The organism is Pseudomonas sp. SWRI99, from assembly GCF_014270125.1.
GTDB classification, from domain to species: Bacteria; Pseudomonadota; Gammaproteobacteria; order Pseudomonadales; family Pseudomonadaceae; genus Aquipseudomonas; species Aquipseudomonas hamedanensis.
Map to the genome: position 1 here is coordinate 163,636 of NZ_JABWQR010000008.1, position 24,391 is coordinate 188,026.

The window sequence follows — 24,391 nt, forward strand, 5'->3', positions numbered from 1 at the left end:
GGTTCACGTCAATTGATGACTCTGACCTCGACAAAACCGCTGTCCGAGGTCCCATCACCATTGTTGACTTCGACGCGAAGCGAGACCTGTTCCGTCACGCGCATCGGCCTGAAATGAGTCTGGTATTGCCCGCGCTGATCAGTAGCGCTTATGTAGGGTTGCAACCCGTTGAGGGAAACGAAGATTCTGCGACCCGGCATTGGCTCCCGCGATTCCCTGGCCACGATTAGTGCCGTCAGGGTTACGTAGGTCTCAACTGGAACGGGATTTGGCGAGGCAGTCACTGAGGCCACTGCTGCAGGAAGTTCCTCGTTGACAGTCATCAACAAACTTGCCACCTGCCAGCCACTCCGACCTCCTTTTACCGTTGCCGATAACGAGGCCTCCCCCGACACCGTCAAGGTAAAACGAACCGTCGCCCTGCCATCGTCCCCCGTCATTGTTTCCGGCAATGGCGTATCGTCGTACTCCCACATCACTTCGACATTGGCCAATGGTTCCCCAGTGATTGCCGACACCACCAGCGCCTGTGCTGTCATCTGTTGCCCCGGATAACCGGAGAAAGAGTCGCTGAGCAGTTCTTTGATTTCTCGAGGCTCGTGCAGAAAAAACGGCAACGAAATCGACTCCGAATACTGCTCACCACCCACCGTGGCGGTCAGTTGCGCCGCTCCCGGTGTCGTGGGCACAAACCGAACCCGCGCCTCGCCATGGAAATTGGTCGTGGTGGTCACCTCGCCAAGGTCCGGACTGTGCCAAAGGACCTTCATCCCAGCCATAGGCCTGCCACTGATAGCGGAAACAAGCGTGATCTGCTCCGACACAGCCTCGCCCCACAACAGCGTCTGACTGCTTCGCGAACGTTCCGCAATTTTCACCGTCTGTTTGCCCTGCCCCAGTGACATTGCAATAACAGGAGACAAACGGGCCAACCGAGCAGAGGAAAAGAGCAAGGCAAAACTCCCATCCTTGACGTCGCTTGCCTCAAACTGATAGGTCATTCCGGCGTCTGAAAACAACCGGGGTTCACCCAGCCGTGGCTCCTTAAAGCGTATCCCCAGCTCCGTCGGCCCGGTGCCCCTCATTCCCAGTGTCAGGTATTGATTCAGCAAAGCGTTGCCATCCGCGGCTCTCACGCGCAGGTTGTGCTGGCCATTGCGCCGCGGGAACTCAGTGTTTTGCCCCAATGGCTTGAACGGCCTGGAGTCGAAACTGTATTCAAACGCGGCCCACGGATCGTCCGCCAACGATACGATTTTCATCGAGCGACTTTCTTCGAAACCGTCATAAGGGCTGCGAATCGACGCGGTCACCACCTGCTCACCTGCGATGGCTGGCACAACGGGAAAACCACTCCAGCCGTCGGCACCCGTCGAATGCTCTTCGGTAGTGCCGTTGACTGTCCATTGAACAGGTATTCCCTCCAAAGCCAGATCGGAAAGAAACGGGGAGCTTACTTTCAGCCACATCCATGCTGGCTCTTGTCCAATGACCGGATCCACCGCGGCTCCACGCGCGTCCGAAATCGTGATTTTATTGTGGGCAAGGGACATTTCGTTAACGTCGCTCGAGCCAGAGTAGTGAATAACGAACTGGAGGCTGAAAGTCCCGGGGTTCATACTTTTTGAACAGTCCAGCGTCCACGTAAACCCGCTGTCATCCACAATATTCAGGCTTTTCGGTGGTGGGCTCAATTCGATTCCAAGCGCTTCTGCCGAGCTTCCACTCCAGAACAGATCCATGTCGATACCCACTAAAGGGCTTAGCGCATTTGTACGGAAGATATAGCGATGCACAGCGCCAATACACGGAAAGAGTGGCTGCCCCCTCAGGTCGGTCAGTTGATCCAGGACGACGGTCATTTCGTCATGAATGTCAGTTGATAACAGTCGGCAGAACAACTCTCGATCCACGAGAGAGTCGGTCACCAACTTCACCTCGAAAATACTGCTGGTACTCTCGATACGATCAGAACTGAACGTCCACTGAAGATCTTCCCCTTCGCGCAATATTTTGGGTACGCCCTCGTCGCTCACATCCAGGCCAATTGCTGGTTTTTCGCCTCGCCAGCCAAGCGTGATTGCCTGGCCAATCAGCGGGCTGTCAGCAAGCGCGCGGACCGCCAGGATATGCGTCTGGCCCCGCTTGCAAACGATTCCTGCCTGGGTAGGTCGCCCGCCATCAAAGGTGATGCTGATCTTGTCTTTCCACTCGTCGCGTTCAAACGCCGTAACAAAAAACACGTGTTCATCTACCGGTCCGCCTTGGTAGGCACTGACCCTTGCGCTGACTGGCTCGTTGTTCAGAGCCGTCAACGGCCGGTAGTACAGGCTGGCCCAGCCCCCACTGCCGGTACGAGACGTGACAATACTCTCGGGGGTCTGCCAGTCGACCAGCGCATCAATCACTGGCTCACCGGCCCCCTTGTCGGTGACATGCACCACTTGCACCCGCATCAATGTCTTTCCAGAGTCCTCGACTACCGGCGAAAGGTTCGGTCCGCGCGTGTCAACGATCCTGACCTTGTTGCGCGCCAGCGACATGGGTTTACGCGGCGATGGCAACAACAGCTTCGAGCAGACCAGTGACAGCTCAAAGCGACCGTCGAGCCAGTCCTCGCAGGCCAGCGTCCAGACACTATCGTCCCCATCGAAGGCGACCGGTTGCTTGAGGGGCGGGTCAATCGTGACCTTCAACTCTTCATGTCCGACGCCGCTCCAGTGCAGCGACAGGGCAGTCCCCAGCAAAGCACTGCCGACCGGCCAACGCACGACGAAGGGATAATCGGTGCCACGATTGGGATAGCCGATCACATTCCAGAGGGTAACTTGCTCCTCGACAACGCAACGCAACTCGTCCCAGGGATCGGTTTGCAGCACTGTCACCGGAAATTCATGAGTCACCTCGCCACTGGCGTAATAAGGGCTGTCGACCGACGCCGTGATGACAAATTCGCCCGCTTGCTCAGGGACAAAATCGAAGTACACCCAACCCTGTTCATTGGTAGTGCCGGTGCCCAGCAATCCCTGCGCTGCACTCGTCCACCTGACCTGCCGGTCATCAAGCGCCTGACTGGTGTAGAACGAAATGACCTGCACGCCCAACTGGACACTCTGTTTCAATTCCAGAACGGGGTAATAAGCCGCTTCCTGCACGTAGCGGATAGCCAGGCGGTGATGTCCCAACGACACATCGATTACATAAGGTTCAGCGTTGTACTGATTAACCAGGCTGATCGAGAAGTCGTGACTTTTCTCTTCACCGATTACCGGGCAGTCGAGTACCCAACGCGACGTCAGTTCATGTTCGACGCCCCAATCAGGGGTGGCCTTAACCGCTTCCATCGGGTTACCGTGCTGGATCAAGGCAGTTTTGGTATCCAGCCAGGCGCTGTCTGCCACAGCTTTAACCGACAGATTGTGCGGCATGTAAAGCGGGTTGCCCTGGCTGTTACCAAGCGATGCCCCCAGGCACAGATACACGGTTGAACCCGGTGCCAAGGTTTGTTCATCCAGATCTATTTCCTTGAGTTCCAACGCCTCCAGCTTCAATTGGAGGTCAATGTGAGTGATGCAGACTGACGAGCGATTATCTGGCGGATTGGCCGGAACACCGTTGACCTCCACGGTTAGCTTGTCACCGCTGACCAAGCCAAAAGGATCCAGTGAGGCCTCATAGTAAAGCGGCTCGAAAACCAGCGGCTGCCCCTCCGCCAGGCGTGCCTGATCTTGCTCGGGGTCGCGATCGAGCCCCTCGACAAGTTCCAGTCTCAGCAACTCGTCATCACCATTGAGGATGCGCAAACAGCCTGGTTGTCCCGACCATTGCGCCCCTTTGCGCAGCTCGCACAGAAACGAAAACCGGTAACTCGCGTTGGCAGCGGATGTTTTAGGGAGCGTAATGACCTGAGTGGCCGAGCCCCCGGCATTTAGCTCCATAAATGCGGTTAACCACCCTTCATACATTTCACTGCCCCGGCCGACGATTCCTTTACGCCTCCATTCACTGAGCGCCTCGGTGAAATAACCATTGCGTACCAGACTTTCATTCGCCTGGATGGCGGGTTCAGTCATGACTGCTCACTCCTTTGCCGGGCCTATTCAGGCCAGGGGTTTCAGCCTGGGGGACCAGACCCGCGACTTTTTGCTCGAAGGTGGGTTCACCAGGCTTGGCGGTATAGCGAATACGCATAATGATGTCGGGCAACGACTGAAGCATGCCGGCTTGCGGTTGTTTCTTCGGCCAAGGGAAAGTCAGTCTCCAACGAGAGATCACACCAGTGTTTTCAAACGGATTGAGCAACCCTTCATCAGGTTTCACGTGGGTCATGCCGTCGTCGGCAATCCCCTTCGACAACGCGATCTGCTGGGCGCTGCGCAGGTTGATCAGCACATCCAGAGGCGCTACCCCTGAAGGGTCATGCAAATACTGCACAGACTGCGTGGTTGGCCGGGTAGCCGTCATGCTGCTGATCTGGAGCAAGGTCGCCCGCACATCTTCGAACGGTCCGGTCAGCACGGGCAGATCGATCTCTACCGCACTGATCTGCCGGCAGAAATGGCCCGGGTAATCACGATCAAACAGCAGTTGGGTCAGTTTGAATTCGAGCACGCCCGTTTCGCGCAGTTGCTGCAACGCTTGCGCCCAGTCGGCAATGCCGGCTTGACGATCGTTCGAATCCTCGAACAACTGCCGCAAGGAGATGGTTTTTACCAATTCCAGGCGCCGCTCCCGGCTTTGCACGTATTTTTGCTCAAGACCCATCATGAAGTGACGCAGTTGGTCACCGGCGGTCAGACCATAGCGGTGATCGAGCCAGACCTGAGGCAAGGGTGCTTGTGCATCGTAGTCTCCGGTTTCGGCAGCCAGCGAGGCCTGAGCGCTGAGGCACAGACTGATGACCGCATCGTAGGCCTGATAATGGAGCGCCTTGAGCTGACCAAGCATCCAGTCAAATAACTCGGCGTTGGCCGCGCGTTTTTTCAGGTAGTTGAACACCGTCAATACCTGGCTGTTGGCCCTCACGGCCTGTTCCAGGCTGGTTCGTGCCGCGCTGACCGCGTGGCCCTGCGCAACAATCTGCGCATCGATGGCACGCACTTCCGCCAACGCCTGATTGCGTTGCAGTGCCCAGTCACCGCGGCGCCGACGGTATCCTTCAGTGGTGGCCTGTCGGTCGGCGTCGATTTGCAGCAATGACGAATTGACCCCCAAGACAAAAGCAGCGGCATCCAGCGTATGCTCGGGTTTGAAGCCGCCATTGGACATGCCAAAGATTTTTGGCAACGCCGCGACGACGCCTCCTGCGGTTTTCAGGATCGTGGATTGCAACGCCAGAGATTTCGACTGGCTCAGGCTCGCCATGACCTGATACTCGATGGCAGAAACGTTTTCGTCGTAACGCGCTGCGTAAGCGCTGGCCCGCTCTTGCGCCAGTGCCCGGTTCTGCTGCAGCGCCGTCACAGAGGCCTCCAACTGGGCGATGGACTGTTCCTGAACCGTCTGGGCATAGTGACCCAGTTCGACCAGATGACTTTGCTGCAACTCTTCCTGTTCGGCGCGATCGCGGCGCTCCAGCAGACTGAGTACCTGATTGCCGTACTCCTGTAATGCCTGCACCGCTCGCAATGCGACTTCGAATGTCACGCGCCAACGGAAAGCATTGACCACCAGTCGCCCGCCCATCGGTCTCGGCCCGGCCGCGCCACCGGCCGCCAGATCGCGCAGCAATTGATTCGGGTCCGTGGGCGGACTGAACAGCAGAATGTACAAGGGCGTGCCGTCGAGAGTGAGATTGTTACGCAAGTTATGCAGCCGAAGTTCAGGCGCGGCAAACAGGTCAAGCAGCCTTTGATTGATGGGAATTTTAAAGGGCTCGCACCCCAGCAACCCGAGCATCGGCGGTATGTCGGAGGCGGCGGGATAGTCCTCCAGACTGAAGTCCAGCTCCTGTTCCAAGGCTTCGAGCCAGGGCCGCGAGGCGCTTTGGGCCAGGAGGCTTGCAACCGTGTCGGTTTTCCAGCGGGTCGCCGTGTTGGCGGTAGGCGCCTTGCCCATCAGAAAGCCGGCCTGGACGTAGCACAACTTGGCCGCCACCAGACTGTCACGGGTCAGTTGCCGGTAATACCAGTCGCCCCAGGCCATCAGGTTTTTCACGTATTCGGTGAACATCAGGATCTGGAAATGCGCCGGCGCCGCATAGCCAATAGCATCCGGATCCGTGGGGTTCTGGCTCTCACACCCAGGATCCCCGGAACCCTTTTTGACGTCCAGAGGCCGGCAACGCCAGTACGCTGGTTTCGGATCGGGAAAGGCTGGATCGTCGAGCGGGTCGGCAGGCGCCTGGGGATCGAACACGTAGTGTAGCCAGCGTTGCGCCTCCCGGAAGCGATCTTCATCGCGCAAGCGCGTCGCCATCAAATGCGGCAGGTGAAAAAACAGCTCATAGAAGCACAAACCATTGGCGCCGTTGAAGGCACCATTGGGTTCATCGACACTATGTCCGACCGGCGCAGGCTCCTGAATGAACTGCAGGTGCCAGTCCAGTACAGCATCGACGGAAATATGCGAACTGCGCACCAACTCCGAGCCAAACAATGAGTTAAGCCGGACAAACTTCAGCTTCAGCTTATCCTGATTGAAGGATAGAAACTGTGCAGCATCGACGCTGTTTTTGTGCAGCGTCACTGGGACGAAGTCCAGCAGATCGATGACCGTCAGATCAAACAGCTTTACTCCCAGCGCGGCAGTGGAGGATCCAAATGAAAAAGTGCTCGGATTCGGCCATGTGCCTTTGTCCCGCTTGAAGGTCAGCGGCTCGGTGACCCAGCCGCCCGCCTGATCGAAATTTATCTTTATCGGTGCTGGGTCTCCACCCGCTGGCAGCAGCAGCAGCTCGAGTGTCAGCTCTTGCTGCCCGGAGGGTAGCCCCGTAGGCCAGCAAAAACCACGCACGGTCAGTACATCTTTTTCAAGCTTCTCAACCTCATCAAATACCCGCAGAGCCGTCACTTGCAGACCCAGGTACGGTGTGAGGCTACCCGCAGGCTCCGTACGGGTTATCACCGGCACTTGACTGTTCAGCGAATGTTGTACGGTTTCGCGACTGATGAATCGATTCAACGCCTGCTCCAGCCAGTCGCCGGGATCATAGGGATCGGGGCGCATCAGCACGTCGTAAACCGCATGCACCCTGAAGTCTGCAAGCTTTACCTCAGTAAACCTGCCCGTCATCAAAATACCCAGCTTGCCCTTGGGATTCAGGTAATCGATGCGCACGCTCGCAATCAAGCGTGTGCCCGGCGCAAGTGCATGATCGTGCTCCGAACTGTGAACATTCAACGGCGGCGACCATTGGCCACTCTGCGTCTTGAACGCCAGGTTGATATCCAGTTTGTACGGGACAGAATCCGTCTCTTCCCGAGCGATGACTTTGTCGCGCCACTGCGCCCAGACCAGGCACAGACGGCCATTCCAGAACACCGGGCGGACATCCAGTACCTGGTCGGCAGCCGGGATATCCACCGCTTGCCATTCACTCCAGGCCGCCGGATTGACCGCCGTGCTGGTGGTACCCAGTTCAATCTCGGCCTTGCGCCAGAAATACTGGAACGGCTGCACTCGCTGGCGCCCGACAAAGTAATAATCGGCTCTGGCAGGCGTCGTCCCGTCCATGTAGCAACTGATCACGTCCAGGTCGCAGGTTTGCTCGAATTCCTGCAGATATTCCTGCAATGCCGCCTGCACGGAGTCGTCGCTCAAGCGCGCCTGGTTGAGGTTGTTTTCCAGATTCTTGAACAGGCTGGTCTTGCGCAGACGCACAAACGGATTGATGAAGTTTTCCGGGTAGCACGCAATCATCTGCACTGCTGCCCAGTCGGGGTAGTTGTTATAGAGTTCCCATTCGAGCAAGTGACGCTTGTCGAACTCCTGCTTCTCAAATCCGGGTTCCAGCTTGCGATAGACCGCATGGATGTACTGCTGAGCACAACTCGTTGCTTCGGCCACCCACGAACTTTGCACCTGGTAAGTATCCAGCGGATCCATGCGCAGCAATTCGAACAGATCTGCCGGCGTTCTCAGGAAAGGATAATGCTCTCTGCCCGCTCTGCCGATGCAATATTCAAGCAGCGCCGAACGGCGTTTTTCCAGCAGCGTCCTAAGGTTGCTCACTGTCATGATCCAGCTCCTGAGTTATGACCCGGAAACAAACATTTGTCAGGCGATCGCGCTTACTCGGGGTTCGACGGAGCGTCGAATTTGATGGGGTCGACGAAATTTCTTTCGGCGTCACCCGCCTGAGTGCGGACTTTAAAAGTGAACGTGCCGCCCGACGCGCTGGACACAAAAACCCGCGTGAGTCCCTGGTGATCGGTGAACCCCTGCGATGGCCGAATCGTTGCGCCATTGACTGTTGAAGGCGGAGTGCTTTGCCCAAACCATTCCACCAGCGAGTTTTGCCCGCGGTTCCCATAGTCGTCTTCCAGCACCGCGTAGAGTTCGACTTCCTGCCCGGCAGGCACGTCCGTCAAAGGAGTCGGCGACAGTTCGGCAAGCGGAAAAGAGAACGAAGAGTGATCGGTGGTGATCTCGACAGGCGGCGCGTACTGCGGCTCGAACAAGTCCAGCCATAACAGTGGCGTGTCAATGCCCACGATCTTGCCGGGGGTAAACGTGGCAAGCAGTACTCCGTCCAGGTCGGTGTGGCCGGTTGCAATCGTGCCCAGAGCCGCCCGCCAGTAGACGCTGACACCGCTTAGCGCCTTCCCTGCGGCGTTTTTGAGGGTCACTTTATAGGTGACTTTTTCCCCTGGCTTGTTGGCGACGACGGTACTGTCACCCACCACCTCGCAGACGACCGTGACCAACGCGTTGAGATCACCCGGCACTGGCATCAACGGTGCTCGCGCACCGGACGCGCCCAGCAGAGCAAGTTCGGCGGCATCGGCATAGGCTTGTTTGTCAATGGACTCGGGCAAATTGCCGATCAGGAAAATCGTCAGTGCATCCATGCCGGTTTCGCGGGACAGTTCTAGAACACGTATCAGAAAATCGAGCTGAGTGAGGTTTTTCAATACTTTGAGGTCGGTGGAATCGATGCGGCTGACACACTCGCGCACCTCCTGCACGCTCCAGCCAAAAAAGTCAGCCAGCTTGATCGCAGCTGCCTGCCGCGCCAGCGCAGCGGCGTCACCCGTGACATACGGCAGCGCATTGACCTGGCGCAGGTAATCCAACAGTTTCTGCGCCGGCTGGTCGCCCAGGGCGAAAGCACGGGTGAGTGTCGTCAGGTAATAGAGTGTGCGTATCGTCAACGCATACTTGTCCGACTGATCGAGCCAGGCGAGATAGCCGTAATCCAGATAGTCCTGCAACAGCTCGGCACTGAGTGCAAGCGTCAATACCACCTCGCTGCGTCGGCGCACTTCAGCCAACAGGTCGAGCAGCTTATTGGCATTGCGGCCAGAATTGCGGCCCGAGCCCACGGAACTCATCCCCACCTGTTCATGCACAAGGCTAAGGAATTGAGGAACAGTAGCCTGTGCCCAGTACAAAATCGGTATGGCCTGCTCCACTCCCACTCCGGCATACACAGCCAGGGTCTCTCTGACCAGCGATGTCTGAGCATCGCGCATCTGCACCACCACGCTGACCATGATGTCGATGATGCTCTGACGCAGGATCGTATCGCTGAGACCCAAGGCATTGTCGACCGCCCAAGTGACTTTCGAGCGGACGATGGACAGGAAGTGCTCGGATGTCCCCTCCAGGTGCAATACCACGCCATTGGCGTCGACAATCGGGTTCAGGCCATCAGCGGATGTCGCTAGAAAATCGAGCCAGTCGGCAGCGCCGGCCGGCGGTACACCAGCCATCAGGAATACGCTGTTGGATAACAGGGTCGTTGGCAACAAATTGCGAACCTGCTCGAAAAACTGCAGGTCCTGTGTGGTGGGTTCCAGCGCCGGTTGCGCCGCAACGGCGTGTTGCAGCACCCACAACACTGTCAAGTTGCCTTGCGCGCACCACTGCACGAAACTTTGCATGGCTTCGATCAGTTCCAGCGCATCCGGCAAATCCGCCGGCTCATCGTAAATGACAGGAATGCCCGCGAAGCGCTCAAGCCAGGCATCCCCGCCCAGCAGCGACAGCATCAGCACACCTTCGACCGGTGTGATGTTCAATAGCCGGGGCAGTTTCACCAGACGGTAAAAGCTCGAGATGATCGGCAAACTGCGCGGCAGCTTATCGGTTTGACCATGAGCCATGGCTACCGTGGCAGCCAGAAAGGCATAGGTCTGCAGGTCGATCGCCAGGCCACTGCACAGCTGGCTGACCGTCAAATCCACTTCGCCCGGCGTCGGCGTCACCGCAAACGTACCGTCGTCGAGCTTCAAGGACTCGCGATAACCCGCTTGATTATTGAAGACCTGGTCAAACGAGGAGAGCGATTCGCCCCGCCCGTAAACCGACAGATCACCGATAAACGCCGCGAAGTCCGCGGCCGGGCAGTCGTAGCGCTCGCGCAACGTCTGAAATAGCCCCAAGGCATGCACGGCGCCGCTCGATATATCCAGATCGAGCGGAAGAAGTTTCGGTGAATTACCAAGCGCTGTTGCCCTGATGGCTGCCACCAATACAGCATCCACCTGGTCGAATGGTAGTCCGATCCAACTGGCCAGTCGCACCATTTGGTTTATCCGGTCATAGCGATTGAAACCGATTTCCTCGTCTGGACTTTCGGTCAATCGATGGAACGATACGATCTCGTCGTCAATCCGCACCGCAGGTGACGTGCCGTTGTTGATGTAGACCGACCCTGAACGTTCACTTTCCGGAGCCGAGGGTTTCTGATCCGCAAATTTGACATTGGGTGAGCGCACCGGGGAAAAGTCTCGAATAGACAGCAAGGCTTCGATCTGCGAGCTGTCGAGCTTGGTGCGCTCGCCCAGAAACGCCACCTGGCGGAGATTCGCGTACTTCTGGAGATTGTCGGTACCGAAGTTTCGGTTATAAAAACACTCCCGACCGTCAAACTGCTCACGCGCCTCCGTGAGCAATTGCCGCTGATAGGGCCCCAACCGCGTCGCATGGGCGAAACCGGCACCGGTGTTGGGGCCACGGGCGTTGGCCTGAAGAAAATAGGGAAAATTCAGGTCAGTCCGATGCTCGAAATCCCCCACCGACAATCCATGTGACTGCGCAATGCTGTCAATCGTGACCCAATGCTGGTAGTACGGCAGACCATTGGGATAGCGCGCCTCGATCAATTCATCTTCTATCGACACGGTTTCTGCGGACTCTGTATTTTCGTCGATGAACGCTTCCATTACTGCCACGATGATGTCGACCGACGAAACCGACTGATAGACCGCGTTGTAATCGACATTCAACGCCAACAGATCGGTGCGGCGACTGTGCAGCCGATACTTTTCTTCCGGGCTCTTGTTGTCGATACGGTCGCGAATCCACCGTAACAAGTCGATCAGATAGGCCACCGGCGACGTGATCGACTCCAGTGCGTCCGGCGGGCACAGCAGCGCGAAATCGGTGCCGATCAAGCCTTGATAATCGGGGCCATCAACCATTGAAAGCAAACCGCTGCCATTGCGTGATACGGCGGTCTTGCCAGTCAGCGTCTGCTCGATGAACTGTCGGCGCAGATACGTGGCCATACTGTTGGCCCCGCGTGCGAATCGCTGCGCGGCCTCCAGGTCGAGCTGATAATCGCTCCTCAGACCTTGGACGCCCTTTTCCACCAAAGGAAAAATCGATCCATTGTCTGTCAGGTAGGCCTTGAGTTTCGCCAGGCCGGTGTCATGTATTTGTTGCTCTTCACCAAACAATTCAGTAAACAATCGAAGAGCGGGACGACGCGGATCAGCCATGATCAAATTCCTTGAGGCAGCAACTGGCCCTGGCGGCTTGACGTTGCGCGTCAGGCTGCCTGTTTCATGAGTAAGATTGAGCGCCCGGGCGACCGCCGTGTCTACTGTCATTTTTGACAGGTATTAAGACCGCCCATCGGAATGATATCTCCCCGGCGCACGCGTGCGTTCGACTTCAAAGCGTGCGCTGTCGACCCAAGCGGAAATCGTCTCGCCAGCCGCGCCGTCCGTAATGGTCTGCCTGAACCGATACCAGTTACCGCCTTCAGGGAGTGCCCGTATCGACTCGCCGCGCCATTGCCCATCGACGATGGCCAACTCCGGCGCCCAGAACACCTCGGGGTTGTACCAGCTCACGAGGGTGCCGATGCCCTGACGGCCGCGACCGGCAAACTGCAACGGATGGACCACCCAGCTTCCCGGGGCCGGCTCGTCGAGGATGGGCAGAAAAATACCCAGCACAACCGCTCGGCGCGCTTCAACCGATTCGAAGGTATCCAGAGACGCGACAGCTTGCAGTTGGTAACGCCCTCCAGCCACAGCAGCGCAGTCGCACATCACCGACCAGGTGCGATCCTCACGCACAATGGTGCTGGCCAGCACTGAGCGCGCCCCCTCTGCCAGCGTCACCGTGACGGTGTCGCCAGGCACCCCGAAACCCGATACCACGGCTTGCCGTCCAATCGCTTCGCCCTCGACCGGAGTCTCGATAAAAGGCGCGGCCGGGACGACATCGAATGACATCCAATCGGTGCAAGCGGACTCGTGCACCGTGCCGTTGTCATCAAACGATTGCCGCACCCGGAGGGTATGGCTACCCACCGGCAACTCCACCTCGCGCCGCCAGAGACTGTTCCAGCCGACGGTAATATTGCGCTGCCACGGTTCGTCATCGCCATCGAGCCAGACGTCGACCCATCCTCCCGCCCTGCCGGTGCCTTCAAGCGCTGCCTCGCGAGCCAACTTGCCGCCAGCCTCCGGCGTGGTGATCCGCGGCGGCAACAGCACCACCTTCAAAGCATGGTTTTCACTGCGCTCGGAATCGCGTGAGTCGAGTGTCTGTACGGCATAAACCGTGAACTGACCAAACTCCAGGTCGCTGAGCGTTATGCGCCACTCACCGCTGTTTTCCAGGTGCAGGGGATTTCCCACAGCCCGATCGAACAGAGCGTTGTACAACTGCATCGTGGCGAATTGCATACCGTTATTGCCGCAGATTTCAACGTCGCTCCCCACCTCGTCACCCGCCGCGGGTGCGGTGATGCGCGGTTTGAGCATGGGGATCTGGACGGTGAAGGTTGCGTCGACTGCCACCGAGGTTTGCTGAGCAAAATACTGGGTGACGGAAACAGTGTGCACACCCGGGTAAAAATCTGTGGACCGTCTGAAGGTCCAGAGTTCACCTTGAACCGTTGCCGCGTAAGAGGTGGGGTCATCGCTGAACGTGATATTGACCGTAGCGCCCGGCCAGCAGGTACCTTTGAAAAACGGTGAAAGGCCCTCTTCGACTGGCGGTTCCAGGCCGGGAGCCAAAGGGGGAATGGTGACTTTGAGGACGACCCAGCTGGGCGACTCGTGCTCGTCGAGAACCTGCTTGATGTGAACTTCACGCTCGAACACAGGCCCCCAGACTGCCAACGCCTTGCTCGACCATTGGCCGCTGGCGACAACCACGGCGGGGGCTTCCAGATCGGCGCTATTGGGTTTGCGCGGTTGCACCGTGGCGCCGTTATAACCTTTGCCGCTGAACGTCGGCTGGTAGTCCCGGGTGTATTTGACGTCACTGACATCGGGTAACAGGTGGTTAACCGTGAATCGGAAGGGATGCGACTCGATCCAGCCGTTGGCACCGTCGCCAATTTTCTGGATCACCTCGACGGTGTAGCTGCCAAAGTCCCAACCGGCAACGGATGACTCCCATTTGCCAGTCGCCGGTATCGTTACAGTAGGCGGCGCATCGCCTCCACCCGCGGTGACGGAGAACTGGACCTGTGTAATGAGTTTCGGATCGTAATGCCCAGTGCCGGAAAAGGTGATGGTGTCGCCGTGCTGCGTGTACGTACCCGTCGGCTTGTCCGGGCGTACCCGTATGCCGAAGGGGATGTTGCTGACCGATGGCTGGCCTTTGTAGATTTGCCAGCAGACAATTGAATGCGGCCCCGGCGTCAGCGTGAACGAGGTTGACCATTCACCCGAAGAGGAGTTGACCGGCGTTTGTATCTGGGCCGAAGTATTTTCCGAACGGATCACGACCGAACTGTCATCCGCGATTCGGACGGCCCCCTTGAACAGCGATGTCGTATCGACGATTTGCAGTGCTATCGGCGACTCGATATACGGTGAACCCAATACGTAAAAGTCACTTATGGTACCTCCGGAGGTACCGTCGCCGTAAGTTTGCCGAATGCTCAGGGTATGGCTTTGCCCGGGTGCAAAGTCATAAATGCTGGTACCTCCCCATGTTCCATTGCCCTCTACCCTGGCGTTTGCCAACACTTTGGTAGAGGTGTTCAGGATGACAGCATCTACCGTTGCACCGGGAAAGCCACCGGTACCTTCAATACGCGGCCGTTGTAAAGCAGTAGCGTTAATGTCAGTGAATGTTACAGGCTTGATTACAGTAAATACCGTTGTCTGAGTGTATCGGCCTGTCGTCCCGGAGAAATCCTCCCGAATAAGGAAGGTCCGTGCGCCTTGCGTTACAGACGGCAGCAGTCTCGCGCTCCATCGCCCGTCCGCACCGGCTGTGGCCGCTTCACTCAATGCACTGTCAGCGCTGTTGGGAACTACAAGCTTGATGACGCTGCCTTGTCGGGCAGTCCCATGCACCCATTCGCCTACCACATTAACGGGATCAAAAGCGGCGGCACGCCTGACCACCGCGTCCAGGTAGGTCATATCTGACCACTTACCCCTGTAGTTCCACTGAGCCTGAAATCTGCCCGAATATCCTTCCGCGAGTTCGCCAAGGTAAACGGTGTGCCAGTCGTAATCGCGAAAATAACGGTCGATTAATTTTACGCTGCCGCCGCTTGTTACGAACCAAATTATGGTCTGGTGATCCAGACCGTCTCGCTGTGGGATCCTGAAGGTCAAATCTACCCATTTATCAATCAGTACCGGGCCTGTGTGCCCATACTCCGGCCCGTTGATCAACACCCCCGGGGCACCGGATTTGGCGCCTTGCGCAGAGGATGGCTGCTGTGAAGGGGCGTCTTCAGGTGCGTCGGGGCCTGTATTTGAATCCTCGGTCATCGTGAGTTTCCTGTACGTCCTGTCGGCAAGTGAGCGCTTCATTTAAAGTCCGGAATACAAGATTTGGCACCTGTAAGATCTGACAGTCCCGACCAGCGGTAACTCTTCCCACATAGCAACCTGGCAATGTCCGTCAGCCAATCCCGCACGGCTCCATCACTCTGCGCCTTTGCCTACACATCACTCAGAATCCGCCGGCTTGTGCGCCTTGCTGATGCCCCGTAACGTGATCCGTGCCGCTGCCAATCAGTGGTCGGGTTTAGTCGCCCGGGTCATGTGCATTGCGTACAAGCGTCATCCAGTCGGGTACTCCCTATCCCCGCACTCGATGGTGGCTGTTTGCAGGGCGCCCTTGGGCGCGCCGGTTTGTGCACTCCCGGCCGACTAACCTGCCTACAGCCGCCACCCCATTCGTTCGTTCAAATCGCGACGAGGTAAACCGCGGCACCTGGCGATGGCGATCTATCAATTGAGCGAGACGGGTTTGCTGCTTGCGCAGAAGGCGCTGGATCACGAGCGGGCGATTACGCTGGCCTGGGCCTGGAAAGGCGTTGCCGGTACTGGCGCTTTCGCGAGCAGGCTCGCTCCCACAGTTGTTCGCATCCCGTCAGTTGCAAATGCGATTGAAGGTGGGAGCGAGCCTGCTCGCGAAGCTTTAACGGTTATGCATCAGGCCGAGGCCGGCAGTGGCTGGAAGCTGAAATACTGGCGCAGCGCCCCGACCAGTTGCGCGTATTCTGCCGGCGGTTGTTGCAGGCTGAAACCGGCGTCGTAATGCAGTGGCGTGACGTCTTCGTGACACCACAGGCAACAGGCGGTCAAGTCGATGATTTGTTGGCAACCGTCGCCGCAAGGGATCTTCAAGCGCAATCGGAAATCCACGCCAACCCACATCGGCAGTGGACTGATCAGCATCAATCCGTCGTTGGACACGTTACCGAGAAAGCCGATGGGCTTGTCGGTAACGCTGTTGAACACTCTGAGGAAATACGGCAGTTGATGCCGTTCGATCCGGCGGTCGGTAAACATGCGCAGTTCGCCATGCAAGGCCCCGTCACGGAGCCGCACCTTTGCTTCGGAACGCGCCGGTGTGGCAGGCACGCTCTCCCCGCTTCCGGTGTGACGGTCGCGACATCGCCGTCACCTTACTACTGCCAGTTGCAGGTGTTGCCCCGGTTAGAGACTCAACTCTAAACCCGGTTCATTGGACTATAGCCCAGCTTGTACAAGCAGCCAGATTTTGTAGGACGAACCGATCAGAAACGGGTCGGCCGCACCACGGCCGCCGCGCTACGAGTCGGGTAATGGCCCAGGCTCTGCAGGGTTTCCAGGCGCGCACGGGCGCGGTAGGCGTATTCACTGTTGGGGTACGAGGCGATGATGAACTGATAGGTCTGCACCGCGTCGATGAAAAGCTTCTGCCGCTCCAGGCACTGGCCGCGCATCATCGACACTTCCGGCCACACATACGGCCGGGCACGGCTGGCGCGCTCGACTTTGGACAGTTCGAGCATGACCTGCTCGCAATTGCCACGATCATAGGCGCTGTAAGCGTTGTTCAAATGATGGTTCATCGACCAACGGGTGCAGCCCGTGACGGCGAGAACGCTAAGGGCAAGGGCGGCAATGGGCAACAATCGCATGGGGGATCTCCTGTCTTGTGCTTTGTATCGACACCTGCACAGAAATCTTCAGTCAGCGATGAACGATGCAAAAGTATAGAAGGGAGTGCGACCGTGCCGGGAGCATCAGCGCTGAACATTCTGCGTCAACAAGGCCCCTGATCCATGAGGACACAAGGGCAATAAGTCGAACACTTTGAGTCTATTCAACCGTAAAACTACGTTGGGGTGACCATGCTGAGCTTTGATTACCTCTAACGAGTTTAGCCGTGATCGTATGCTGTCCTGTTGCCAGATTCTCCAGCGCTCCTGACCACAGACCATCGGCGGCGACCGTTGCCCGAAGCAGTTGAGTTCCTGCGACCTTGAAAACCTCTACGATATCGCCCGCTGGCTCTGCCGTCCCTGAAATCAGTGATCGGCGCCCCACTTTTGCCCCCTCCACTGGTTCAATGATTACCGGAATGGGAAGATCGTTTTTTTCCGCAGTCATTTTCTTCATCTCCATATCCTCGCCAGTCATTGACGAGTACCAGAGCATTACAACGATCCTGCTGACATCTGCCTACCTGACATAAATGACAGTCCCGACCAACGGTGTGTTTTTACACCGAAGCACTTCAGCATGTTCGATAAGAAATAAAAACGAATAAGTAGTGCAAACGAACAATGACTACACCCTTCGAGCATAGTAGCCTCTGCCTGCGCTTGAACTCAGGAGTCTTTGCATGTCCGTCCGTCGTACCAAAATCGTCGCTACCCTTGGCCCGGCCAGTAACTCGCCGGAAGTTCTCGAACAGCTGATTCTGGCTGGCCTGGACGTCGCCCGTCTGAACTTCTCCCACGGCACCCCCGACGAGCACAAGGCTCGCGCGAAGCTGGTGCGTGATCTGGCGGCCAAGCACGGCCGCTTTGTCGCCCTGCTCGGTGACCTGCAAGGCCCGAAAATCCGTATCGCCAAATTCGCCAACAAGAAGATCGAGCTGAAGATCGGTGACAAGTTCACCTTCTCCACCAGCCATCCGTTGACCGAAGGCAACCAGCAAGTGGTCGGCATCGACTACCCGGATCTGGTCAAGGACTGCGGCGTCGGTGACGAGTTGCTGCTCGATGACGGTCGCGTGGTGATGCGCGTCGAAACCGCCACCGCCACCGAACTGCATTGCATCGTGACCATCGGCGGTCCGCTGTCCGACCATAAAGGCATCAACCGTCGCGGTGGCGGCCTGACCGCACCGGCCCTGACTGAAAAAGACAAGGCCGACATCAAGCTTGCTGCCGAGATGGAAGTCGACTACCTCGCAGTGTCCTTCCCGCGTGACGCCGCCGACATGGAATACGCCCGTCAACTGCGCGACGAGGCCGGCGGTACCGCCTGGCTGGTGGCGAAGATCGAGCGCGCCGAAGCCGTGGCCGACGACGAAACCCTCGACGGTCTGATCAAGGCTTCCGACGCGGTAATGGTTGCCCGTGGTGACCTCGGTGTAGAGATTGGCGACGCCGAGCTGGTGGGCATCCAGAAGAAAATCATTCTGCATGCGCGCCGTCATAACAAAGCGGTGATCGTCGCGACCCAGATGATGGAGTCGATGATCCAGAACCCGATGCCGACCCGCGCCGAAGTATCCGACGTGGCCAACGCCGTGCTCGACTACACCGACGCCGTGATGCTCTCGGCCGAATCCGCTGCGGGCCTGTATCCGCTGGAAGCTGTGCAAGCGATGGCGCGCATCTGCGTTGGCGCGGAGAAGCACCCGACCGGCAAGACCTCCAGCCACCGCATCGGCAAGGAATTCACCCGCTGCGACGAAAGCATCGCACTGGCGACCATGTACACGGCCAACCACTTCCCGGGCGTGAAAGCGATCATCGCCCTGACTGAAAGTGGCTACACGCCGCTGATCATGTCGCGCATCCGCTCCTCGGTGCCGATCTACGCCTACTCGCCACACCGCGAGACCCAGGCGCGCGCCGCGATGTTCCGTGGCGTGTACACCATCCCGTTCGATCCGGCTTCGCTGGAACCGCACGAAGTCAGCCAGAAAGCCATCGACGAGCTGGTCAAGCGCGGCGTGGTCGAGAAAGGCGACTGGGTCATCCTGACCAAGGGCGACAGCTACCACACCACCGGTGGCACCAATGGCATGAAGATTCTGCATGTCGGTGATCCGCAGGTCTGAGTGAAGCGCTGAAAAGCAAAAGCCCCGCCATGTGAATGGCGGGGCTTTTGGTTTTCTGATCCAGCAGAGGTATTGACCGATCGTCCCCTTTCCCGAGCAAGCCCGCTCCCACATCTGGAATGCATTCCACCCTGTGGGAGCGGGCTTGCTCGCGAAAGGCCCGGCCCGACCGACAAAGTTCTCAATGCCGTTTGATGAACCCGCTCAACGCCGCCAACGCCTCGGGCGTACGCAACCGCTGGGTGAACAACGCGCCTTCCTCCTCGATCACCTTGCGGATCAATTCGCGATCCGGCGCGCGCATCAATTGCTTGCTGATGCGCACGGCTTCAGCCGGTAGCTCATCAAAACGCAGCGCCACTTCCCGCGCCTTGCACAACGCTGCCTCGCCATTGGCCGACGCTTCGGTGGCCAGGCCCCACTGTGCGGCCTGCTCACCGCTGAAGCCCTCGCCAAGCAACAGCAACTGCGCCGCTCGGGCCTGACCGAGCAAGCGCGGCAAAATCAGGCTGGAGCCGAACTCCGGGCATAAACCAAGGTTGACGAACGGCATGCGTAGGCGCGCATCGCCCGCGACGTAGACCAGATCGCAATGCAGCAACAGCGTCGTGCCGATGCCCACCGCTGCACCGGCCACAGCGGCAATCACCGGTTTGCGGCATTCGAGCAGATTTAGCATGAAGTGGAACACCGGACTGTCGAGGTCGCTCGGCGGTTGCTGGATGAAGTCGGCGATGTCGTTACCGGCGGTGAAACACTCGGCGCCGCCGGTGATCAGCACGGCGCTGATGTGCGGGTCGCTGTCAGCCTGTTTCAGCGCTTCAGCGAGGCGGCTGTACATCGCGCGGGTCAAGGCGTTTTTCTTGTCCGGACGATTGAGGCGCAGGGTCAGTAAACCGCGTTCGCGCTCCAGCACAATGGCTTCGGTCATGGCGTCTCTCAACGGTGTCGGGCTCAAGAAAATCAACTGTGGCGAGGGAGCTTGCTCCCGCTGGGCTGCGCAGCGGTCGCAAAAAATCCATGAGCGCTGCGCACTCAAGCGGGAGCAAGCTCCCTCGCCACAAGCAAACTTCGCCCCTAAAAAGTCAAGCGCTTAACTGCGGGACAGGAATACGTCGGCCAGCAGTTGATTGCGCGGCAGTCCGGCCAGGTACAGACGCTTGGCGAAGGCGTCGACACTGGCGGTCGAGCCGCAGACTAAGGCCAGGGTTTGCCGGGAAACAAGGCGCAGTTGCGCCAAAGCAGCGGCTGAGTCGGCCGCCGTCCACAGCTCGACACTGAGGTTTTCCCGCTGGGCGGCCAATGCCGCCAGGGGTTTGGCCAGATAGTGCTCACGCGCATCATGGGCCAGGTGAATAAGGCGAATGGCGCCTTGGTGATTCTGGCGCAAGGCTTCGCGAAGTACCCCGAACAATGGCCCCAAACCGCTGCCGGCAGCGAGCAGCCACAGCGGCCGGTCATGCCAGTCCGGGTCGTAATGCAACGCACCGCCACGCAGTTCGCCGAGCCGGATCGAGTCGCCGATCTGCAACTTTTGCACGGCATCAACGAATTCGCCGGGCTGGCGGCAATCGAGATGAAACTCCAGAAAGCGGTCTTCTTCCGGCAGGCTCGCCAGCGAATATGGCCGGGCGATGTGATCGATCCACAGCACCAGATGTTGCCCGGCGCTGTAGCGCAGTGGTCGCTGCGGGATCAGGCGCAGGCGCAGAAGGTTGTCGCTGAGCCAGTCCAATGCTTCGACCTGCGCCGGGCGCCCGTCAGTCAGCGGGTCAAAAGTGTGTACTTGCAGATCTTCAATCACCTGGCACTGACACGCCAGACGCCAGCCATCCTGACGCTGCACGGCACTCAAGGCGTCCGGACGATTGTCGGCGGGCAAGCCCCGCACGCATTGCACCAGGCACGCATGGCAATTGCCGGCGCGGCAGCTGTAAGGCACGGTCGCGCCGTTCTGGTTGAGGGCATCGAGCAGGTTGCTGCCCGCCGCCACCGACCATAGCCGTTCACCGACACGAAGTTCAGGCATCGACGTTCTCCCACGCGGCTGCACAGCGATTGCGTCCGTCGCGCTTGGCCCGGTAAAGCGCCTGATCGGCACGCTGCAAGGCCTCGTCCAGATCATCGCCGACGGCCAACAGCGTCATGCCGGCCGACAGGCTCAGGTTGCGCACTTGCAGGCCCATCAATTCAACCTCGGTGAAGGCGATGCGCAAACGCTCGCAGCAGGCGGTCAGCCGCTCGGCATCGCAGTCGGGCACCAGCACGACGAATTCTTCGCCACCATAGCGCGCCAGGACATCGCCATCGCGCAGGCACGCTTGCGCCACGCCGGCAAACGCCTGCAACACCTGATCGCCGGCGGCGTGGCCGTGCAGATCGTTGATGCGTTTGAAGTGGTCCAGATCGATCAAGGCCAGACCGTGCATCACATCACTGTCCAGCGCATTCAGCTCGCGTGAGGCGATGCGCAGAAAGTGCCGGCGATTGAACAGGCCGGTCAGTTCGTCGGTGGCGACCAGGTCTTCGAGCTGGCGCATCATCCCGCGCAAGGTATCCTGATGTGCCTGCAAGGCAAACCGGCGCTGGCGCTGACGTTGCCGGGAAACCTGGACGAAGCGCGCATAGAGCACCAGCCATGCCAGCACCATCGCCAGAATGCAAACTTGCAGCGCGGCGAGCGCAGGCTCGGCCAGGCGGAAATGGTAAGCGTCCCACAGGGTAATCGCGGAAAAACTGAAGAACACTAGCAGCGCGCAGCGGATGAACACCTGTCGCGTGAGATGGAACAGGCCGAACAGCAGGATCAGCACATAAAACACCAGGAACGCGCCGCGCGCCTCGTCGACATGGGCGATCAGCCACGTTTGCCAACCCAGCCCCATCAGCACTTGCGCTTCGGTCAGGCTGGGGTCGGCAAAGCGCTGGTTGCGACCGCTCCAGAATAGCCCGAACAGAGTCGCCTGGCTGATGACCACCAGGGCACTGCCGATGGCCACTCCGCTCAGGGATTGCTGGTAATGCCCGGTGAAAAACGCCAGCCACAGCAGCAGCAAAGCCAATCCGTAGGTGGCCGCAGCGAGGGCAAAGCGTTTGAGCAAAAGGCGTTGAATGGCGTTATGGGTCAATCGTTGACTCACCGTGCGATAAGAGGCTGACCGAGTGTCCTACTCTACAGACCGGATGCCACTTTAGAGGCCCGGTCGCTAAATGACCACCGATTTTCAGGCTCGAAAATTGACGTCAAATGCATGGCCCGCTGATGCCGCCAATAGCCCCGGCACGCCCGGCACAAAGGGCCAGCTTCAAGTTGCAAGCTCCAAGCCGCAAGCTCAAGCAGTCGGCGTACTGCTCAACTTGCCGCTCAAAGCTTGAAGCTTGTAGCTGCCGCAGAGAATGGCTGCTGGCGCGTGTACGCCCCACCGAGGCGCGGTATACTGCCGCGCCTTTTTAGCGTCGCGCCACAGAGGGACAGCTACAAGCCGCAAGCTTCAAGCGGCAAGCCCAAGCTCAAGCTGTCCGCGTAATGCTTTATCTTGCCGCTCGAAGCTAGAAGCTTGTAGCTGCCCCACCGTTTTTTAGAGGAGCGCGACTCATGACCGTGATCAAGCAAGACGACCTGATTCAGAGCGTTGCCGACGCCCTGCAGTTCATTTCCTATTACCACCCCGTGGATTTCATCCAGGCAATGCACGAAGCCTACCTGCGCGAAGAATCGCCAGCGGCCCGTGATTCGATGGCGCAGATCCTGATCAACTCGCGCATGTGCGCCACCGGCCACCGCCCGATCTGCCAGGACACCGGTATCGTCACCGTGTTCGTCCGTGTCGGCATGGACGTGCGCTGGGATGGCGCCACCATGGGCCTGGACGATATGATCAACGAAGGCGTGCGTCGCGCCTACAACCTGCCGGAAAACGTCCTGCGTGCATCCATTCTGGCCGACCCGGCCGGTGCGCGTAAAAACACCAAGGACAACACCCCGGCGGTGATTCACTACTCCATCGTCCCGGGCAATACCGTGGAAGTGGACGTGGCGGCCAAGGGCGGCGGTTCCGAGAACAAATCGAAAATGGCCATGCTCAACCCGTCCGACTCGATCGTTGACTGGGTGTTGAAAACCGTGCCGACCATGGGTGCCGGCTGGTGCCCGCCGGGCATGCTCGGCATCGGCATCGGCGGCACCGCCGAGAAAGCCGCGGTGATGGCCAAGGAAGTGTTGATGGAGTCCATCGACATTCACGAACTCAAGGCCCGTGGTCCGCAGAACCGCATCGAAGAAATGCGTCTGGAGCTGTTCGAGAAGGTCAACCAACTGGGCATCGGCGCCCAGGGCCTCGGTGGCCTGACCACCGTGCTCGACGTGAAGATCATGGATTACCCGACCCACGCCGCCTCCCTGCCGGTGTGCATGATCCCCAACTGCGCCGCCACCCGTCACGCGCACTTCGTGCTCGACGGTTCCGGCCCGGCCTCGCTGGAAGCGCCACCGCTGGACGCCTACCCGGAAATCGTCTGGGAAGCCGGCCCGTCGGCTCGTCGTGTAAATCTCGACACCCTGACCCCGGAAGACGTGCAGAGCTGGAAGCCGGGCGAAACCGTGCTGCTTAACGGCAAAATGCTCACCGGTCGCGACGCCGCGCACAAGCGCATGGTCGAGATGCTCAACAAGGGTGAAACCCTGCCGGTAGATCTGAAAGGTCGCTTCATCTACTACGTCGGCCCGGTTGATCCGGTCGGTGACGAAGTGGTTGGCCCCGCTGGCCCGACCACCGCGACGCGGATGGACAAGTTCACCCGGCAGATTCTCGAGCAGACCGGCCTGCTGGGCATGATCGGCAAGTCCGAGCGCGGTCCGACCGCAATCGAAGCGATCAAGGACAACAAAGCCGTGTACCTGATGGCCGTGGGCGGCGCCGCCTACCTGGTTGCGCAAGCGATCAAGAAGTCCAAGGTACTGGCGTTTGCCGAGCTGGGCATGGAAGCGATCTACGAGTTCGAGGTCAAGGACATGCCGGTCACCGTGGCGGTGGACAGCAAAGGTGAGTCGGTACACATCACCGGTCCCGCGATCTGGCAACAGAAGATCAGCGAAAGCCTGGCGGTAGAAGTGCAGTAAGCACTGACACCGAAATGAAAAGGCCGCCCCGGCAAATGCCGGGGCGGCCTTTTTGTGCCCGGATCACCCTGCCCAAAACCTGTGGGCGGATGGTATCCAGATTCGCGACTGCCCACAAAACCCATTGTGGGAGCGGGCTTGCTCGCGAATGCGGGGTGTCAGTCAACAGATTCGTTGCCTGACACGTCCTCTTCGTGAGCAAGCCCACTCCCACAGTTTTAGCGGCGCACTCAGAATCGCGCCAGCACGCAAATCCCATTGTGGGAGCGAGCTTGCTCGCGAATGCAGGGTGTCATTAAACGAATTCGTTGCCTGACGCCCCCTCTT

At 58.8% G+C, this 24,391-nt stretch carries 13 protein-coding genes; 3 read left to right on the forward strand and 10 right to left on the reverse strand.

The features are described 5' to 3' along the window. Window positions 1-8 precede the first annotated feature (8 nt). The 7 genes from HU743_RS09165 to HU743_RS09195 all read right to left on the reverse strand — a co-directional run bounded on the left by HU743_RS09165 (window position 9) and on the right by HU743_RS09195 (window position 17,306). On the reverse strand, window positions 9-4,073 hold the full coding sequence (locus HU743_RS09165) for an Ig-like domain-containing protein (RefSeq protein ID WP_186648197.1): 4,065 nt from the start codon (window positions 4,071-4,073) through the stop codon (window positions 9-11). After that, window positions 4,066-8,178: a neuraminidase-like domain-containing protein gene (locus tag HU743_RS09170; RefSeq protein ID WP_186648199.1), complete on the reverse strand. Its 4,113-nt coding sequence runs from the start codon at window positions 8,176-8,178 to the stop codon at window positions 4,066-4,068. The genes HU743_RS09165 and HU743_RS09170 overlap by 8 nt, the downstream gene beginning before the upstream one ends. Window positions 8,179-8,231: 53 nt before the next feature. Next, the gene (locus HU743_RS09175) at window positions 8,232-11,888 is read right to left on the reverse strand and encodes a Tc toxin subunit A (protein WP_186648201.1); all 3,657 of its coding nucleotides are present in this window, start codon (window positions 11,886-11,888) and stop codon (window positions 8,232-8,234) included. Window positions 11,889-12,011: 123 nt separating this feature from the next. Beyond that, window positions 12,012-15,143, reverse strand: coding sequence for a hypothetical protein (locus tag HU743_RS09180; RefSeq protein ID WP_186648203.1), 3,132 nt, complete (start codon window positions 15,141-15,143; stop codon window positions 12,012-12,014). Between the two features lie 669 nt (window positions 15,144-15,812). After that, window positions 15,813-16,172, reverse strand: coding sequence for a PilZ domain-containing protein (locus HU743_RS09185; protein ID WP_186621579.1), 360 nt, complete (start codon window positions 16,170-16,172; stop codon window positions 15,813-15,815). A 227-nt stretch (window positions 16,173-16,399) separates the two neighbouring features. Continuing rightward, complete coding sequence (locus HU743_RS09190; protein ID WP_186552220.1) at window positions 16,400-16,786, reverse strand: tetratricopeptide repeat protein; 387 nt, start codon at window positions 16,784-16,786, stop codon at window positions 16,400-16,402. 181 nt (window positions 16,787-16,967) lie between these two features. Further along, the gene (locus HU743_RS09195) at window positions 16,968-17,306 is read right to left on the reverse strand and encodes a hypothetical protein (protein WP_186648205.1); all 339 of its coding nucleotides are present in this window, start codon (window positions 17,304-17,306) and stop codon (window positions 16,968-16,970) included. Window positions 17,307-17,493: 187 nt separating this feature from the next. Between HU743_RS09195 and pyk the strand changes: the two genes are divergently transcribed. Then, window positions 17,494-18,945, forward strand: coding sequence for a pyruvate kinase (gene pyk, locus HU743_RS09200; RefSeq protein ID WP_123530057.1), 1,452 nt, complete (start codon window positions 17,494-17,496; stop codon window positions 18,943-18,945). Window positions 18,946-19,126: 181 nt separating this feature from the next. On the opposite strand, the gene HU743_RS09205 is transcribed toward pyk, so the two are convergent. From HU743_RS09205 to HU743_RS09215, 3 genes are all read right to left on the reverse strand, one after another. Further along, the gene (locus tag HU743_RS09205) at window positions 19,127-19,876 is read right to left on the reverse strand and encodes an enoyl-CoA hydratase-related protein (RefSeq protein WP_186648207.1); all 750 of its coding nucleotides are present in this window, start codon (window positions 19,874-19,876) and stop codon (window positions 19,127-19,129) included. Window positions 19,877-20,038: 162 nt separating this feature from the next. Further along, complete coding sequence (locus HU743_RS09210) at window positions 20,039-20,974, reverse strand: iron-sulfur-binding ferredoxin reductase (protein ID WP_186648209.1); 936 nt, start codon at window positions 20,972-20,974, stop codon at window positions 20,039-20,041. Next, the gene (locus tag HU743_RS09215) at window positions 20,967-22,073 is read right to left on the reverse strand and encodes a GGDEF domain-containing protein (protein WP_186552216.1); all 1,107 of its coding nucleotides are present in this window, start codon (window positions 22,071-22,073) and stop codon (window positions 20,967-20,969) included. The genes HU743_RS09210 and HU743_RS09215 overlap by 8 nt, the downstream gene beginning before the upstream one ends. Window positions 22,074-22,155: 82 nt before the next feature. Between HU743_RS09215 and HU743_RS09220 the strand changes: the two genes are divergently transcribed. Both HU743_RS09220 and HU743_RS09225 read left to right on the forward strand, forming a co-directional pair. After that, window positions 22,156-22,320: a hypothetical protein gene (locus HU743_RS09220; protein WP_186648210.1), complete on the forward strand. Its 165-nt coding sequence runs from the start codon at window positions 22,156-22,158 to the stop codon at window positions 22,318-22,320. A gap of 220 nt (window positions 22,321-22,540) precedes the next feature. Beyond that, window positions 22,541-24,064 carry a fumarate hydratase gene (locus tag HU743_RS09225; RefSeq protein WP_007916251.1) on the forward strand — a complete coding sequence of 508 codons (1,524 nt, stop codon included), beginning with the start codon at window positions 22,541-22,543 and terminating at the stop codon, window positions 24,062-24,064. Window positions 24,065-24,391 lie beyond the last annotated feature (327 nt).